Origin of the sequence: Salipaludibacillus agaradhaerens (assembly GCF_002019735.1) — a bacterium.
GTDB lineage: Bacteria > Bacillota > Bacilli > Bacillales > Salisediminibacteriaceae > Salipaludibacillus > Salipaludibacillus agaradhaerens.
Window position 1 is genome coordinate 3,875,762 of sequence record NZ_KV917378.1, and the last position, 16,362, is coordinate 3,892,123.

The window sequence follows — 16,362 nt, forward strand, 5'->3', positions numbered from 1 at the left end:
AAAAAATCAGCTGACTTCTTTTCATGATAATAGAGGTAAAAACAATGATGATATAGATATCTTGTATAGACGGAAACGCATCTGTGAGTTTTGTCTAAAGTTGTCATACTTTGTTTCAGCACGTCTCATTGTTTAGTATAATAAACGTTAGAGGCGGGATAACAATGTTCAAAAAAATGCTAATGAGCATGATATTTATGACGGTTTTAATCGTTGGAGGTTTATTATTTTATTTTAATTCGACCACAGGGGGGCTGTTTGGAAAAGCAGACTCTAGTAGTCGAGGCGCTTTAGCTAAAACGTTTGAAGATGACACGTATATGTATTATTTATCGGAAACACAAATTCAGCAAGCGATTACAACAAGTACTACAACAGTAGATTTAATTGAAAATTTTCTTTTAGAAGAAAAACAAGGTGAGGGCTCAGGTGTTGCTTTTGCATATGTTGAAACACCTTATTTAACAGTTGTAAAAGAAGCTCGTAAAATATATGATTATACTGGTAGAAGGCCTGTGGTGGAAGAAGTTAAACCAAACTTAATGGATCAATATTTACCGGTGCATGTTCGTTTTTATGAAAATAAGGCTTATATTTATGATGTACAAATCGGGCAAGATGATGATAGTATCCAGCCTTATAAAGTAGATAATGCAAATGGCGGTACAGCAAAAACCATTTATTTAAATGTAGAAAAGTTGGATTTTTCGCAACCACTAACGATTACTACTGTAGATAGAATTGATTCATCTCAAATGAGCGTATTTTCTTTAGAATTCGATGAGTATGCTCCATGATATTAGAACAAAACGGCTGAATTCAGCGTAGGTATTACTACGTTGACATTCAGCCGTTTTGTTAGTTTGTGTCAATTAATTCTGGATGACTTTCCATCAGTTTTTCCATGACTTGTTGATCGATATCATAATATAAATAGGTAAGGTCATCATCAGGGTCTTCCCCATTTTCCTTTGCTACATCGTCTTTAATCGTTGCCCAAATGTAAGGCCTTAAATAATGAAACTCTAACTGTCGATAATAGAGATTATCATTAATAGAGGCAAGCTCTTCTAGTAATAATCTTGTACTAGTTTCTTCTTCTGTATCTGAATCGTTTTCAACAAAAGCGGCAAGGTCCTCAGGTTCATATGAAAAACCATATTTTTCCTGAGCGAAATCGAACCAAGCTTTTATCTCTAAAGACATCCAGCGAGCATCATCTTCTGCAGAACCTTCTTCAGCAGCTTGGTCCTCAAAAAGAAATGTATAGCGTTGGTAAAGAAGTGCATGGTCATAGAGAGTTTCTTGGGTTAATTCCTCTGCTTGCTTATTGAAAGAAGTGTTAGAAATGGCTTCTTGAGCATACTGGCGCAGCTCTTCATCACTTTCGATGAGTGCCGAATCGTCAATGGCACTTTCAGAAATATTATTGGATGTACCTGTGTTGCTATCAGTACCAGAACTTTCAAGTTCGGTTCCAGTATTGTCACCGCTCGTACTAGGCCCAGAATTCTCAGTATTCTCTGCTCTCTCCAGAACAATTAATAGAAAAAGTAGGATGACAAGAATCACAGAACCGGCAATTAATATGATCAGTTTATTTCTTTCCATGTTTCACCTCTAGAGTCTACAATAATTGAACACTTGGCTTGATTATATCATGTTGAGGTAGTGAGAGGTAATATAGCACATTTAGAAAGGTTTAGAGGTCCAGTGAGATATAGGGACTATTTAAGATATTTTCATTATAGTGAAAAGTTTTATACGTTAAAGAAGATCTGTATGGTATTATATACATAGGTCAAAAGTTGCTTAAAATGATAACGCTTAATTATGATCTAAAGAATTAGTATGGATTGAATCACCGGAAATAACTAGCGAATAGGTAATAGTCAAAAGGGGGTTACTTTATTAAGAAGATAGCCTCTTTAACGCTAACAGAATTTAAATACTTAAGCTGAAAGGAACCTATAGTTATGTGGAAAAACAGATCGATTCAAACAAAATTTCTTGCAGGTTTTACATTGGTAGTACTCTTATTTGGTGTTGGATTTATAGGTAGTTTTTATTATTTAAATAATGTAGAAGCAGAAACGCAGCAAATGCAGGAAAATACAGAGCGTCTAACGGTTATTCAAGAATTAACAACAAATCTTCAGCAACAGTCAATTATACTGACAGAAGGTGGCTCTATAACAGAGCTTCAAGACTTGCAAGAGATGTTTGCAGAATATCAACAGTCATTTGAAAATCAAGTGACTACAGAGGAACAACGAGAGATATTTGAGACTGCGATGGCAGCCTATAATGATTTTTCAACAGAAAGTGAGCGCATGCTTTCAGCAAATAACGAGGTTGATATTCAGCAACAGGGAGCGTTAAGAGATGAGGCTGTAAGTGGGTTAATGAGCTTAATCAGTATTTATGATCAGCAAGTTAGCGACTCCTCACAAGCTGTATCCTCTGAAATTAATGTTACAAAAATACTTATGGTTGGTTCTTTAAGTATTGCCTTTATCCTTGGTACAGTAGTGTTTGTTATGATCGGCTTAGTTGTTTCCCGTTCTCTAAATAATGTGATTGCTACCCTTACACAAATAAGTGAAGGGAATTTGCAAGTCGAGATGTTAGATGATCAGTCGAATAACGAGATCGGAAAAATGGCTAAAGCAGTGAATAAAATGGTCACGCAACTGAAGGCTTTGTTAGGGCAAGTCGATGATATGTCCACACAACTTGCGGCTTCATCGCAACAGTTAACTGCCAGTGTCAATGAGTCAAGTTACGCTTCTGAACAAATTACCTCATCCGTTCAAGAGGTTACTGGAGGGGCAGAAAAACAAGCAGAATTCGCTCATGAGAATAAAGATGTTGTTAAAGAGATGTCTGTTAATATTGCTTCATATACTGAGCATATACAGAAGGTCAATCAAACATCTGAAACGTCTGTTGTTTCCGCAAAAGAAGGCGAACAGATGATTCAAGATAGTATTGATCAAATGAAGAACATCCGTGAAATGACAGATAACATGTCCATGTCTGTGACAAGACTTGCACAGAAATCAAACGAGATAGGGACTATATTAGGAATGATTACGGGTATTGCAGAACAAACCAATTTGCTAGCCCTTAATGCGGCAATTGAAGCTGCAAGAGCTGGTGAACAAGGTAAAGGTTTTGCCGTTGTAGCAGATGAGGTTAGAAAGTTAGCAGAACAAACGACGAGTGCGTCTGGTGATGTACAAGGTCTAATTGAAACAATTCAAAACGAAATCGAATCGTCAGCGATGGCCATGACAGAAGGTTACATGTCAGTAGAAGACGGAGAGAAAATGGTTAATAATGCAGGAACCGCATTTAATGAGATTTCTGGTGCTATCGGAGCGATGAGAGAACAATTAAGCACCATTGCTAGTGGTATGCAAACAATGGAAAGAGACACTGAAAAAATGCTGACAACAGCTGATCAGTCATCTGATTTATCCAAATCCTCAGTAGATGCCATGCAATCTGTAGCAGCAGCTACTGAAGAACAGCATGCCACACTTGAAGAAATTAATGCCTCTTCAGAACAATTGGCTAACATGTCAGAAAACTTAAGAAAAGCAGTACAGCAATTTAACCTATAATGATAGGAAAAACACCTGATAACCGTGTCAGGTGTTTTTTCATATTTTCCATTTACATAAAAGTAAAATAGGACTTTAGGTTGTTACCAAAAGACTTTTCACTATTTTAGACCTACTTATTTCTAAGCTAAAAGAATTATGATATGATGATTTTATCAAATTAGAGTCTTTTGTACTGCGTTTTTAGGACTAATTATTTACAAATAATGTATAAAGGGTGAAGAAGAGTGAAATTTTTACATAATGCTACGATGTCTATACGATTAAAAGTGCTAGGTACATTTGCATTTACTATTCTTTTACTCATCATAGGGGCTGTTGTCACCTATTTTCAACTGAGTGGGGTTGAACGAGAAATGGATGTGTATGCTGATCAGAGCGAGAGAGCTGTTATTGCAGCTAATGTTGCTTCATCTATAAGAGGTAAATATATTGCAATCAGTGACTACTACCGTACTGGAGAAGAGGGAAATCTCACGAGGTATGATGATTTTTCTGGTCAATTGACTACTGAATTAGCAGCGCTTGAAGGACGGATGTATACTGAAGAATCAAAAGAACTATTTAATTACCTTCAGGCCCAAATTTTAGAATTCGATGAGAGAGTGGAACGTATTCCTGGTGACTCAGGTCCTCTGCAAAATCAACGATTACAGGAATTGACAGAAACGAGATCAGCGGTCGTTAATAACGCACTAAATCTTTCTGATGTCATGCTTGAGGAAGCAGAAGCAGCAGAAAAAAGTGTTTATGACATAATTTCGATGAACATCGTTTATTTTTCTATAATGGTTCTGATTGTCATTGTTAGCGGAGGAAGTATTTTCTGGTTTGTAACACGTAATCTCTCGAAGAGTTTAAATCAGGTTGTTGGGACAGCTGAACAACTAAGTAGAGGCAATTTAGCCGTTGAAAAAATTGAGATTAAATCGCAGGATGAAGCAGGGAGAATTGGAGTGGCTATTAATCAAATGATTGATAATCTCTCAACAATGATTACGAACGTGCGTAGGACATCTGACCAAGTAGCAGCGAGTTCAGAACAATTATCAGCCAGTTCTACCGAAACAACGAAAGTAACAGAAGAAATCACGGAATCAATTCAGGAAGTAGCCTCAGGAGCTGATTCACAAGTAGAAAAAGCTGCTGACAATGAACGAACTGTTAATGACATGTCAAAAAGCATTGACTTAATCGCGTCTAGTATAGAGACCGTAAATGAGTCTTCTAAGGTGTCTGCACAGAAAGCGGAACATGGGACTGATGTCATTTCTTCCACCATGTCTCAAATGACATCTATTCACGAGTTGACAGATAAAATAGCCGGATCAGTTAATGGATTAGCTGTCAGTTCTGAAAAAATTGGATCTATTATTTCTCTGATTACAGATGTTGCGGAACAAACCAATTTATTAGCTTTAAATGCAGCAATTGAAGCTGCACGGGCTGGGGAACATGGCAAAGGATTCGCAGTTGTGGCAGATGAAGTGAGGAAATTAGCTGAACAAACAGGAAATGCAACGAATGAAATTAGCAGCTTAATAGCCCATATCCAACAGGATATTCAACACTCTGTATCCTATACGAAAGAAGGACGCGAAGCAGCTCAAACGGGTATGAGTTATATGGAGGATGCAGGTAGATCTTTCGAAGAACTATCTGAAGCGATACATGGTGTCTCATCTCAGATGCGAGAAGTAACGGCAGCTGTTGCACAGGTCGAAGAAGGTGTTAACAGGGTCAAATCTTCTGTCGAAGAAACAACATCAATTGCAGAGCAATCTGCCGGTTACACACAAAATGTTGCTGCGTCAGCAGAGGAGCAGAACGCGTCTATGGAGGAAATTAGTTCATCAGCTGATCAATTGGCGAAAATGGCAGAGGAATTGCAGGAATCTGTCAGTAAATTTAATTTATAATCTGTTTAACAATAATTGACATATAAGATTTTAAAATGAAACGGTTGTCCAGAATAGGGCAGCCGTTTCGTTATAACATCACCTTCATAGGTGAAGACGGGTAAAGACAAACACCATTTCTTTTATTGGGCATATGATGAGAGTGGCTAGATATAAAAGGAAAGGAATGATTAGATGTATCATGATGAGTCACGACATACAGAATATAATGATACGCTCCAGTATGTCAGCCTGTATGACCCATTTGTCTACCAGACACTCCAATCTGTCCAAGGTTCTATCGTAGTCGTTCAAACTTGCCAAGGAAACATTAGAGGAAGAGTTGCGGAAGTTAAACCAGACCATGTGGTCATTGATTCCGATGGGGCGACTTATTTTATACGGACGCAACAAATTATTTGGGTAATGCCTCAATAATAATATTGTTTCGGAAAGGAATGCCTCCCAGTGCATTCCTTTTAAATATGATAATGGTATTGCTTTAGGCATTAAGTTTCCTTGTCCTTTCATGCGTGAGAATAACTTGTCTACAATAGATCATTCAACTAACGTTTGATCTACTAAATGAACGAACGTAAAGCCGTTTTCTTTAAGCTGAGGAATAGCGGCCATCACCCCTTCGGCTGTGCCACTTTTCGGCTGATTCATGTGTAAAAGTGGAATTGATCCAGGAACAACAGTCAGCAGAGCCTCCTCCACTTCACTAGCTGAATAGGTAGCACCAGCATCTCCGAGGACGTCATAATTAACGATTGTTAAACCAAGGTCTTGTGTCATTTGGACAGCAAGATCATCGTAATGGGCTGTACCTGAGCGGAAAAAATTTGGTAAATGACCGGTCATCTCATAAATTAACGTCTGGTTGTCCATTACCTCATGTATAATCTCCTCGGCGGATGCCGTTCCCTCAATCCCCCAAGCTGTTTGCCCAGAAACAGATAGAGGGAGGTGATTTGTACCGTGGTTTTGAATCGAAAATAATGGCTCTTCAGCTAGCATCATAAATGTCTCTTTGTTAGCTTCAATCCAGCGAGCATTTATAAACAAAGTGGCAGGGATTTCTTCCTCTTTTAAAAAGTTTATTAACGTCTCATCATATTTTTCTCCCCATGTGCCGCCACATGCATCAAACGTTAACGCGATGATCTTTTCTTCTGTATCTATTTTATTTTTAACACCAGAAATGTGTTCTCCCCACTCAGTGGCTTCTAGGTGCTGATCTTGCCACTTATTTAACACGTCATTGGTTCTAGTTTGAAGATTAACAGAAGGCTGTTTCACAGGAGACTTAGTAAAGACGGCTTGTGTTACGTCGTAGGTGTTACTTTGAGATGTGTTTTGCAGGTTAAGTATAACGTAAGTGACACCTCCCAAAAACAGCAGGCTTAAAACAGAGATGATTCGTAAGGTCTTCATAATCCTTCCTTTCCCTAATAACACAGCTAATAATGATGAGTGTTCCTTATAAAAAGTCCGTATTGGATGTCATAAAGTTTCTTTTATTATAAAGTAAAGAGGCTGGAACAAACACCAGTAAATCAAAAAATATAGTGACACTCATCCAATAAGTTTTGAGTAGGTGCTTAAATATCCTGCTAAACTTTGCTGTTGATTGTCGTTTCGCTACAAATGCTATTGTATCAGTTTCCTAGGGAAAACTGCCTTGCGGGCTCTTCGGAGAATATTTTCCTCGAAGTCATCTTTTACTTATTTCTATAATCAACTACTTTTAAATTTTTTTAGACACTGAAAAGAAACTTGATAATGTATCGGGGCTTTTCATGCTTAAATTTTATAAAAGAGAAAAGTGTTGTGAATAGGTAATGACGTTTTTTTACGTGTTTAACTGATAAATGAGGAATGAAAACAAAAATAGACATAGGGAGATAATCAACTTCTTTCTTAAAATAGAAGATGTTCTTTATATAATCAACCACACAATGTAGACAGTTTTTAAACGCTAGGGCTATAATAGTTATAAGCCAATAATCTGGGGGGATGACGATGGATTCTCAGGTGGTAGCTAATCGCTATATGCAGTTGCAAAGGGCTCTTTTTAACGAGCAGCAATTATTAAAAGAGCAGTTTCTCCCTCATATAAAAAAGATGTTTGGAGATATACCTTTAAATCGAGAAGTCCCAGTCCTTATGCAGCTACCGCGGCCAATACCTATTGAACTATATAGGGCGTCATTGCAAGCGGTAAGCCACATAATAAGTGATAATGAACCACACATTAAACAAGACATTTATAAGCTTATAAATGAACTAAGTGATCAACAGGCTGATCAATGGATTAAGGCAGCGATTAAATATGAGATGACTTACTTTCACGATTTAGCAAAAAAGCAGCACGTATCAGACTGGCTCCCTCATTTTCTTGCTGAGCAAGCATTTCGACCCTTTGCGCAAGGCATTGCTCATTTACATGCGTCGATAATGACCGAATTTAATGTCATGGGGACATGCCCTTGTTGTGGTGAACCACCGAGACTCGGCAAAGTAACGCGAGATCAAAAGACAAGTTTAGCTTGCCCTAGGTGTGAAACGCAATGGTACAAACAACGTTTAGCATGTGTGCATTGCGGTGATGATAAAGAAGAGAATACCTTTCACCTTACGATTAAAGAAGATGAATCTGTGCATATTGAAATTTGTAGCACGTGCAATAACTATTTAAAGCTAATTGATCGAAGCTCCTATCCTGAAACGATGTCGGCATCGTTATTGGATCTACAAACGATCCATCTTGATTTTGCCGCACAAGAAGAAGGATTTGGCGATGACAATTATTAACGAGTCTAAAAAGAAATGTTTAAATGTGACGGGCATTATTCTCGCCGGTGGTAAATCAAGCCGAATGGGTGTGAACAAAGCGTTATTACCCATCCAAGGGGACGAAACGATTCAGAGGCTTACTAATGAGCTTTTAACCTCAACTAAGAGTATGATAATAGTAACCAATGATACTGACGCTTATACATTTTTGAAACAGCCACTCGTCCATGATAACTATGTTAATAAGGGGCCTTTAGCAGGTATTCAAGCTGGGTTGGCGGCTTCTCATACAGAGTGGAATTTTATTACGGCATGTGATATGCCCTTTTTAACTCATAAGGTTGTTGAGATACTTTTTACAAAAGCAAATAAATTACCTCATAAGCAAGTGATAGTACCACAAATAGATGGGAAGAAGCATCCATTGAGTGCCCTTTATCATGCGTCTTCTTTGCCGTATGTTACAGAGTGTTTAATGAAAGATAAGCTCAGAGTATCTGAGGTGGTGTTCGGTTTAGATTATGAGGTCATCACTGAACAAGCCTTTTTAAATGCCGGCCTTGAAAAAGGTGTAGTAGAAAGAAATTTCTTTAATATGAATTCAAGAGAAGATTATGAACAAGTCATGCGCGATGTTGATAAAAAATAAATGTGACATTCACTAAGGAGGAAAAAATGATGTTGGCGAATATTGGATTTCCTGGCTTGTTGCTTATTTTAACTATAGGACTTATTATTTTTGGACCACAAAAACTTCCGGAGATTGGAAGGGCAGCTGGACAAACGGTTCGAGAATTTAGAAAATCAACAAATGAATTAACAAAGGATATCACGGGACCTACTCAAGAGACATCTAAAGAGATAAAGGCGTCGACTAAAGAAGAGTAGAAGATATTTTTAAAGAACAGCTCTCACTCATTATGAGCAAAGGGAAGGTAAAAGACTGCTACTTCTCTGTACTAGAAAGAGTTGCCCGCAGTCATTTTAACTGTTCATAATGGAGATTATCGTTTGAGGAGAAACTGATTAGGGAACTTTAGCTATTAGGCCTATATGAACGGTGCTTTAGATGAAGCTACCACATCTAATTTGTTTGCCCGTTTACTATTTTCGTTTCCTTTTGGAGGTTAACCGCAATGTTAAAAGAGCATTTATTTAAAGATTATTATAATAACAATGTCCGCTTTTCTACTAAGGATCATCCGTACTCGAAGGAGCCGCGACATGTTTGGGTTATAGCACGTTATAAAAATAGCTGGCTCTTAACGATACACCCCTCAAGAGGTCTTGAATTTCCAGGAGGAAAGGTGGAAAAAGGAGAGACTGCTTGTGAGGCTGCCAAGCGCGAAGTATTTGAAGAAACTGGCGGACATGTTACTATTACTAACCTTCATTACATAGGACAATATCAGGTAGAGGGAAAAAGTGAAACAGTCATAAAGAACGTTTATTATGCAGAAATTAAAGAGCTTATTTCTAAAAAGAATTACTTAGAGACAAAAGGTCCAAAGCTCGTTAAACATTTACCTGATAATGTGAAAGAAAATAAGCAGTACAGCTTTATTATGAAAGATAATGTTCTTTCGTTAAGTTTAAGTGAAGTGGAGCGACGTTTTTTTATAGCGAAGCATAATTCTTGAAGATAATATTTCCTGGTTGACTTACTATTTTTCATGAAAAAGCTCATGGCCTTATGTGCGGTGACCGATGAGCTTTCTTTCAATTAATTCAACCGTTTGATACATAGCGGTAGCTAAGATGGCAATGATCACGAGAGAAAGCATGACTAATGTAAAATTGAAGACTTGAAAACCGTAAATGATTAAGTACCCTAAACCTTGCTTTGAAACGAGGTATTCCCCGACGATGACCCCGACCCATGCGAGTCCAACATTTACCTTCAAGGTGGATATCATAGTAGGATAAGATGCAGGGAAAATCACATGAAAGAATGACTGGCGCTTTGTGGCACCAAAGCTTCTCATCACTTTTAAGTAATTATCATCGACCTCTCTAAACGCGTTATATACGACCATTGTTGTGATGACTAAGGATACAAGGATACCCATAGCTATAATTGAGGCTAATCCTGGGCCGAGTCCTACAATTAGGATCGGACCTAACGCTACTTTTGGCATGGAATTTAGCACCACAAGGTAAGGGTCAAGGACGCGCGATAAAAATGGTGACCACCACAAAATAGCAGCTAGACATGTTCCTAATAGTGTCCCTAATAAAAAGCCAGCAACGGTTTCTAAAAGTGTGACCGATGTGTGGGTTAACAAACTACCATCTTGCATTCGTTCCATAAAGAGCTGCCAAATCCTACTTGGAGAGCTAAACAGTAGTGGATCGATCCATTTAAGCGCTGTGGCCACTTCCCAACTGGCGAAAAAGAGAAGTAAGATGGCGAGTTGAAGCGTTCGGATTTGTCGATTTTTGTTTGTCGTTCGACGACGAAATTTCTTATGAAGCTCCTCACGTATGTGTGTCATGACTCTCCATCTCCTTCCATATTTGCTGAAATAACGGATTAAATTCGTCAGCTAATCTCACGTTAAACGGCAGATCATCCGCTAAATGCAATGGTATATTAAACGTTTTTCTAATCGAACCGGGCCTACCGGTAAGTAAAATAATACGGTCGCTCATGGCGATAGCTTCCCCAATATCATGAGTGACAAGAATCGCAGTCTTTCCATGCGTGCGTATCGTTGAAAAAACGAGATTTTCAAGTTTTAATTTTGTCTGATAATCAAGAGCAGAGAAAGGCTCATCAAGTAACAGGAGTTTGGGGTCAGTGGACAACATTCGTACAAGTGCAACTCGTTGCCGCATCCCACCTGATAGCTGGGACGGGTAATGGTGTCGTTTATCCGCTAAGCCGAGAGTGGTGAGCATATCAAATGCAAATGCTACATCCTGTTCAGTTGTTTTTCCCATCGTTCTAAGTCCAAGGGTAATATTCTCTTCGATGTTTAACCAAGGAAATAAATAATCTTGTTGAAGCATATACCCCGTTTCAGGTGTTGGTTCTTCAATAACTGTCTCCTCCAACAAAATCTGCCCGGTAGTCGGATGGAAAAGACCCGAAATTAACGATAGAAGCGTTGTTTTCCCGCATCCGCTTGGTCCAATTAACGATATGAATTCACCTTCATTAATCGTAAACGATATATTCTCAACTGCTGTTGTCATAGTGTCATAAGTGAAAAATGTTTTTTCAACGTTTTCTAGTTCAAGAAAGGCCATATCTTTCCCCTACCTTTCATTAGTGTGCAACATCGTTACTCCTTCATGATCTGCTCAGCTATATCCCGATTTACTAATGTACTATAGGTAATTTCTTCTGGTAACTCGCCAGCTTCAGCCATCATCGCTTGTAAATGGTACCAACCTTCCTCTTCCAACACTGGTGAGGTAGCGTATGAACCTTGATCCTGGTATCGTTCTATGACTTGTTCAATGACCTCAAGTGGTGTGTCATCAAAATACGGATCGATCGATTCAGCAATGGTTGCTGGGTCTGTTTGTTTTACCCATTGTTGTGCACGGTATAGAGCCCGAGTGAAGCTCTCAATAACATGTTGATGATCATCAAGGTAACTCTGTTTTGCCATATACACAGTATACGGAACATCCCCCGACTGTGTGCCGAATGAATCGACAATATGGCCAATGCCCTCTTGTTCAAAAAGGGTGGCTTGCGGCTCGAATAATTGTACAAAATCACCTGTTCCCGAAGCAAAAGCAGAAGGGATATTACCGAAATCAATGTTTTGAACCATCTCCACATCGTGATGCGGATCAATACCGTTTTCCTTCAGAACATACTCGCCTACCATCTGTGGCATGCCACCTTTACGTTGGCCGAGAAATGTCTTTCCCTTCAAATCTTCCCATTGAAAATGATCTATTGGATTTCGTGAAACTAAAAATGTACCGTCTGTTTTGGTCAGTTGAGCAAAATTAATAGCTGGATCATTCGCCTCCTGAGCATAGACATAAATAGATGTTTCAGCTCCAACGAGTGCGATATCTGCTCCATCTGATAAAAGTGTTGTCATCGTTGTATCGCCGCCCCAAGTAGTTGTCAATTCTATATCAAGGCCTTCTTCTTCAAAAAAGCCTTCTGAAAGAGCGACATATTGAGGAGCATAAAAAATAGACCGAGTGACTTCTGCAAGCCTGACCTCGGTCATCTCATCTTCTGTGTGACAGCCCGCGAGTAGGGCGGTGAACATAGCGCCGAGAATGATAAACAAGCTAGACATTTTCATACTAATTCTCCTTTTTGTCATGACATATCAACTTATGTGATTGTGATAACGTATGTGATAAATAGTGAAAAGGTGCAGGCTCATATTAAAAGAGGAGAAGTGATGGGCACACACATGTGACGGGTGAAGTGGAAATTGAGAAAAGATGACTTGATAAAGTTTAATTTAGTCACTTTATAGGACGGTTTTTTATAGAGAAAAATTGAAACAAATAGGCGTTTTAGACCATGTAATGTGCCATTCGTATGAGCATTCTATAACTATTTTCTTTAAAAGTTCTATCTCTAGTGTCAATTTGTGAGTTTACCTATATGAGAGGCGTGTCAAATAGACAAGGGATATGTTAATCAATTGATAAACGGGTCTTTTTACCTGCTTTAATAATAGTTTGAACCTAAAAATCCCTTCTTTAAAATTTATTAATCTTTTATATTGTATCCTAGAAAAAGGTTAAAAAGCCAACATGATTCCGATATTAGCATTGTAAACAGTAATTTTAGTTTGAGAGGAGATGGAGAAATGATTAAGAAATTCTCATTATTGTTAGCTTGTTTGACTTTAGTTTTTTTAGGAGTAGGGACCTTTGATTCTGTAGAGAAGCAGGTCCTGCTCCTCCATTAACTTATATGAATATTGATGCGATCACATCTGATGGTGGTGGATTCGAATGGCACTATCCTGATCAAGAGTATATGAGTACAGGTTATACAGCTAGCGGAAGTGAGATTTATATTGTGACATATGTTGAAGGTTATACTTCAGGTATATACCCAATGATATTTGTGGATGGAGAGAATGTTACAGATCAAACTTATAGAACAAGAGAAAAACAATACCTTTCTGGGTCAGATAATATTATTTACGGTTATTTAGACTATAGAACTATACCGTTAGAATTGTTTGAAGGTCAGGAACAAGGAGTTATAACACTATTTGCTAGAGATTTGACAAGTCCATTAAATACATTGTCAGTAACTAGAAGTTTCAACATAGATTGGAATTAATTAACATGATACAAGGAGGAACTTTATGAAGCTATACGAGAAACATCCAGCAGCTTGGGTAGCCTTTACAAATATGACCGTTTTAGCTAGACATAACGCTAAAAGAGAAGGTCTAGCAATCTCCGAAAATAATAAATCAATGGGATTTGAGGAATTTTTAAACATGATGGAACAAGAAGAGGTAGTTAATCCTAACCTCTCTAGAGAAGTTGATAAATTTCAGAAACAAAGTAAAGACTTACAGATTAGAATGGGAAGTAACTATACCATTCAAAATGAAGCATTTAACTATGTTGAAAAAGCATATGAGTTAGGTATTATAGATCCGAATGGTATGTTGCATAAAGGAAAGGCGTAGTCATGTAAAAGCTAGTAGGGGAACCTGCTAGCTTTTTATATATGGATAGAGACATACTCAGCCTTGATAATAGAGGAGGATTAAGGAAAAAGCGACTGCTATTAAGATATTGTAAGTAAATAGGAATGTTTTACATGTATTCGTAAACTTTTAAGAGAGTTAAAGCGTCTTAGTATTAAGTTCGCAAAACTTTCGTTTAGATAGTCATTCAACAGCATGTGAGCCTTTATTTTTCACTTATAGTTTTATGAGGCGTTAGTTGAATAAATGTCACGATTGAATTTTCACCACGAACAAGCGAACGATGATAAATGGTCTATATCACATGTTCGTAAAAAAGGGCTACAGAGTTGGTGACTCATCAGCGACGTCTGCAAAATCAATGATGCGAAAGGTGTTATCACAGACAACCGTCTGTCTGAGGGAAGGTGACATACATTAGTCGGTTTTTGACATTTTATTTTGATTTATGACATTCATTCATTTATAAAAGTATTTTATCAACATATTAATTAAGGGAATTTTTTGTTATCTTTAACCGCTTTTTTGTCAGATAGCCTGCTCGATTTTTTTAAGATTTATCCTCACTCAATTCGCGTATGGATAATCCTTAGGCGTTAATCAACTTGTGAATATTTGTTGTAAGTAGCTATTTTTTTCAAAAAAGAATTGGAAGCTAAACAGAATGCTATCTCAATATAAAATATTAAGTTTGATTTCACTTTGAAATAAGGAGAGATTTTTTGGAAAAATGGTTGATATTACTAGTAATATAATAATATAATATATAAGGTTACTGGAAAAAATTGCTAATAGACCTCAAGGAGGTGTTTTAGTGATGACGCCCAGTGATAGTAACATAAAGAAAAAAGTGTTTAAGCACTAATCTTTTATAATATGAGGGGGTTTGAGATGAACTTTATTAAACGTGGACTATTAGGTATTACAAGAAAAAAAGGTAAGTCATTGATTTTATTGGCCGTTATTTTTATTTTAGGAAATCTTATATCAGGGGCAATTTCGATCCAACAAGCCACCGATAATGTTGAATCAACCATCAAAGAAAGACTGGGAACGGCAGCATCGCTTGAGCTTGATTATGAAGCATTAGAAGCTATGGATGACTCAGAGATGAATGATTTTGAGATTTCGAATATAGATATTGCTCTCATTAAACAAATTGGTGAACTTTCATATGTGAAATATTATGACTATAGCATGTCTACACACTTAGGTTCAGAGAGTATTGAAAGTTATCAAGGAGAGGAGATGGAAGAAGAGGAGATTATTTGGGAAGGTCCTAGCATGGATTTCATGTTGAAAGGGATTAACTATGCTCCTGTTATTGATTTTGAAGAACAGAAAGGAAAACTTGTTGACGGTCGTGTTTTTACAACAGATGAGGTGGAAAATGGTTCTGCTGTCGCGATTATTTCAAATAAATTAGCAGAAAAAAATAATCTTCATGTGGGAGACACTTTTACGTTAAACAATGAGGTTTATGAGTACTCAGAATCTAGCGGTGAAGAGGAGTTAATTGCTTCTCGTGATGTTGTCTTAGAAATAATAGGCTTATTCGAACCTCAATCAGCCAAAGAAGATAAAGGGGAATCATCAAGTAGTGGGATGATCGATTTTATGGACATAGACTATCAAAATACCGTGTATGTACCTAACGAAGTGGTCTCAAGTGAAGACAGGTACCGTTGGGAAGAGTATGCGAAAGTGGATGATAGTTTTGCAATAATGCTTGAGGAAGAAGAGGATTTAGACTATTATCAACCGACGTTTTTCTTAAATAATCAAGACGATACTGAAGCATTTAAGGAAGAGGTATCGCCATTGTTGCCAGAATTATATATAGTGGTGAATGCTAGTGACCAATATGAAAATATTGCAGCACCCATTGAATCTATGTCTACCATATCCGGCTATGTTCTACTAGTTGCTGTTATTGCAACAGTACTGATCATTGGCTTAGTAGTCTTATTATTTTTGCGTGATCGCAAACGGGAGTTAGGTATTTATTTATCGTTAGGAGAACGTCGTAGCCGTGTTGTAGGGCAAATTCTAATCGAAGTCATGATTATTGGACTTATCGGTATTACCTTATCTTTGTTCAGTGGTAACTTTTTGGCTCAAGGTGTCTCTGATACGATGCTCCAAGCTGATCACGATCAATTTCAAGAAGATACAATATATTTTCATGACTTCGATATAGATTTAACAACAGACGATGTACTGGAGTCTTATCAAGTTAAACTTGATGCAAATTATATTATCATGTTTTATGTTGTTGGTTTATTGACGATTCTTGTATCAACTGTTATACCGTTAACGTATATCGTGCGATTAAATCCGAAGAAAATAATGATGTAATAGAGAGGTGAGACC

15 protein-coding genes and 1 pseudogene are annotated in these 16,362 nt (G+C 37.6%); 11 read left to right on the top strand and 5 right to left on the bottom strand.

All coding sequences use genetic code 11. The features are described 5' to 3' along the window. Window positions 1–164: 164 nt before the first annotated feature. Window positions 165–797: a hypothetical protein gene (locus tag BK581_RS17790; RefSeq protein ID WP_078579424.1), complete on the top strand. Its 633-nt coding sequence runs from the start codon at window positions 165–167 to the stop codon at window positions 795–797. A gap of 61 nt (window positions 798–858) precedes the next feature. On the opposite strand, the gene BK581_RS17795 is transcribed toward BK581_RS17790, so the two are convergent. Then, complete coding sequence (locus tag BK581_RS17795; protein ID WP_078579425.1) at window positions 859–1,611, bottom strand: hypothetical protein; 753 nt, start codon at window positions 1,609–1,611, stop codon at window positions 859–861. 365 nt (window positions 1,612–1,976) lie between these two features. Here BK581_RS17795 and BK581_RS17800 point away from each other — a divergent pair, with 365 nt between their 5' ends. The 3 genes from BK581_RS17800 (at window position 1,977) to BK581_RS17810 (ending at window position 5,965) form a co-directional block, all read left to right on the top strand. Continuing rightward, entirely contained in the window at window positions 1,977–3,629 is a 1,653-nt protein-coding gene (locus tag BK581_RS17800; RefSeq protein ID WP_078579426.1) for a methyl-accepting chemotaxis protein, read from the top strand. 227 nt (window positions 3,630–3,856) lie between these two features. Then, a complete protein-coding gene (locus BK581_RS17805) occupies window positions 3,857–5,548 on the top strand; it encodes a methyl-accepting chemotaxis protein (protein WP_078579427.1) in 1,692 nt (563 codons plus the stop codon). Window positions 5,549–5,722: 174 nt separating this feature from the next. Continuing rightward, on the top strand, window positions 5,723–5,965 hold the full coding sequence (locus BK581_RS17810; RefSeq protein ID WP_078579428.1) for a YuzF family protein: 243 nt from the start codon (window positions 5,723–5,725) through the stop codon (window positions 5,963–5,965). Between the two features lie 120 nt (window positions 5,966–6,085). On the opposite strand, the gene BK581_RS17815 is transcribed toward BK581_RS17810, so the two are convergent. Beyond that, window positions 6,086–6,964, bottom strand: coding sequence for a polysaccharide deacetylase family protein (locus BK581_RS17815; protein ID WP_078579429.1), 879 nt, complete (start codon window positions 6,962–6,964; stop codon window positions 6,086–6,088). Between the two features lie 588 nt (window positions 6,965–7,552). On the opposite strand from BK581_RS17815, the gene BK581_RS17820 reads away from it, so the two are divergent. The 4 genes from BK581_RS17820 to ytkD all read left to right on the top strand — a co-directional run bounded on the left by BK581_RS17820 (window position 7,553) and on the right by ytkD (window position 9,966). Next, complete coding sequence (locus BK581_RS17820; protein ID WP_169837782.1) at window positions 7,553–8,344, top strand: formate dehydrogenase accessory protein FdhE; 792 nt, start codon at window positions 7,553–7,555, stop codon at window positions 8,342–8,344. Next, window positions 8,331–8,975 carry a molybdenum cofactor guanylyltransferase gene (gene mobA, locus BK581_RS17825; protein ID WP_078579431.1) on the top strand — a complete coding sequence of 215 codons (645 nt, stop codon included), beginning with the start codon at window positions 8,331–8,333 and terminating at the stop codon, window positions 8,973–8,975. Before BK581_RS17820 ends, mobA begins: the two co-directional genes overlap by 14 nt. A 29-nt stretch (window positions 8,976–9,004) precedes the next feature. Continuing rightward, window positions 9,005–9,214: a twin-arginine translocase TatA/TatE family subunit gene (tatA, locus tag BK581_RS17830; protein ID WP_078579432.1), complete on the top strand. Its 210-nt coding sequence runs from the start codon at window positions 9,005–9,007 to the stop codon at window positions 9,212–9,214. Between the two features lie 248 nt (window positions 9,215–9,462). Further along, window positions 9,463–9,966, top strand: coding sequence for an RNA deprotection pyrophosphohydrolase (ytkD, locus tag BK581_RS17835; protein ID WP_078579433.1), 504 nt, complete (start codon window positions 9,463–9,465; stop codon window positions 9,964–9,966). Between the two features lie 51 nt (window positions 9,967–10,017). Here the strand turns inward: ytkD and BK581_RS17840 are convergent, their stop codons facing one another. From BK581_RS17840 to BK581_RS17850, 3 genes are read right to left on the bottom strand one after another with little or no spacing between them, the layout of a single operon-like run. After that, a complete protein-coding gene (locus BK581_RS17840) occupies window positions 10,018–10,821 on the bottom strand; it encodes an ABC transporter permease (protein ID WP_078579434.1) in 804 nt (267 codons plus the stop codon). Next, a complete protein-coding gene (locus BK581_RS17845; protein WP_078579435.1) occupies window positions 10,805–11,578 on the bottom strand; it encodes an ABC transporter ATP-binding protein in 774 nt (257 codons plus the stop codon). Before BK581_RS17845 ends, BK581_RS17840 begins: the two co-directional genes overlap by 17 nt. A 35-nt stretch (window positions 11,579–11,613) precedes the next feature. Continuing rightward, window positions 11,614–12,570, bottom strand: a complete 957-nt coding sequence (locus tag BK581_RS17850) for an ABC transporter substrate-binding protein (RefSeq protein ID WP_245829241.1) — start codon at window positions 12,568–12,570, stop codon at window positions 11,614–11,616. Between the two features lie 653 nt (window positions 12,571–13,223). On the opposite strand from BK581_RS17850, the pseudogene BK581_RS17855 reads away from it, so the two are divergent. The 3 genes and pseudogenes from BK581_RS17855 to BK581_RS17865 form a co-directional block, all read left to right on the top strand. After that, window positions 13,224–13,610 (top strand): annotated as a pseudogene (locus BK581_RS17855) (hypothetical protein); the annotation flags it as partial. A gap of 25 nt (window positions 13,611–13,635) precedes the next feature. After that, entirely contained in the window at window positions 13,636–13,968 is a 333-nt protein-coding gene (locus BK581_RS17860) for a hypothetical protein (RefSeq protein WP_078579438.1), read from the top strand. A gap of 912 nt (window positions 13,969–14,880) precedes the next feature. Then, complete coding sequence (locus BK581_RS17865; protein WP_078579439.1) at window positions 14,881–16,347, top strand: ABC transporter permease; 1,467 nt, start codon at window positions 14,881–14,883, stop codon at window positions 16,345–16,347. Window positions 16,348–16,362 lie beyond the last annotated feature (15 nt).

What these genes read in the sequence shown, in the direction of transcription:
- BK581_RS17790 (WP_078579424.1), top strand. Translation starts at nt 165, where the DNA reads ATGTTCAAAAAAATGCTAATGAGCATGATATTTATGACGGTTTTAATC.
- BK581_RS17795 (WP_078579425.1), bottom strand. Translation starts at nt 1,611, where the DNA reads ATGGAAAGAAATAAACTGATCATATTAATTGCCGGTTCTGTGATTCTT.
- BK581_RS17800 (WP_078579426.1), top strand. Translation starts at nt 1,977, where the DNA reads ATGTGGAAAAACAGATCGATTCAAACAAAATTTCTTGCAGGTTTTACA.
- BK581_RS17810 (WP_078579428.1), top strand. Translation starts at nt 5,723, where the DNA reads ATGTATCATGATGAGTCACGACATACAGAATATAATGATACGCTCCAG.
- BK581_RS17815 (WP_078579429.1), bottom strand. Translation starts at nt 6,964, where the DNA reads ATGAAGACCTTACGAATCATCTCTGTTTTAAGCCTGCTGTTTTTGGGA.
- BK581_RS17820 (WP_169837782.1), top strand. Translation starts at nt 7,553, where the DNA reads ATGGATTCTCAGGTGGTAGCTAATCGCTATATGCAGTTGCAAAGGGCT.
- mobA (WP_078579431.1), top strand. Translation starts at nt 8,331, where the DNA reads ATGACAATTATTAACGAGTCTAAAAAGAAATGTTTAAATGTGACGGGC.
- tatA (WP_078579432.1), top strand. Translation starts at nt 9,005, where the DNA reads ATGTTGGCGAATATTGGATTTCCTGGCTTGTTGCTTATTTTAACTATA.
- ytkD (WP_078579433.1), top strand. Translation starts at nt 9,463, where the DNA reads ATGTTAAAAGAGCATTTATTTAAAGATTATTATAATAACAATGTCCGC.
- BK581_RS17840 (WP_078579434.1), bottom strand. Translation starts at nt 10,821, where the DNA reads ATGACACACATACGTGAGGAGCTTCATAAGAAATTTCGTCGTCGAACG.
- BK581_RS17845 (WP_078579435.1), bottom strand. Translation starts at nt 11,578, where the DNA reads ATGGCCTTTCTTGAACTAGAAAACGTTGAAAAAACATTTTTCACTTAT.
- BK581_RS17850 (WP_245829241.1), bottom strand. Translation starts at nt 12,570, where the DNA reads ATGTTCACCGCCCTACTCGCGGGCTGTCACACAGAAGATGAGATGACC.
- BK581_RS17860 (WP_078579438.1), top strand. Translation starts at nt 13,636, where the DNA reads ATGAAGCTATACGAGAAACATCCAGCAGCTTGGGTAGCCTTTACAAAT.
- BK581_RS17865 (WP_078579439.1), top strand. Translation starts at nt 14,881, where the DNA reads ATGAACTTTATTAAACGTGGACTATTAGGTATTACAAGAAAAAAAGGT.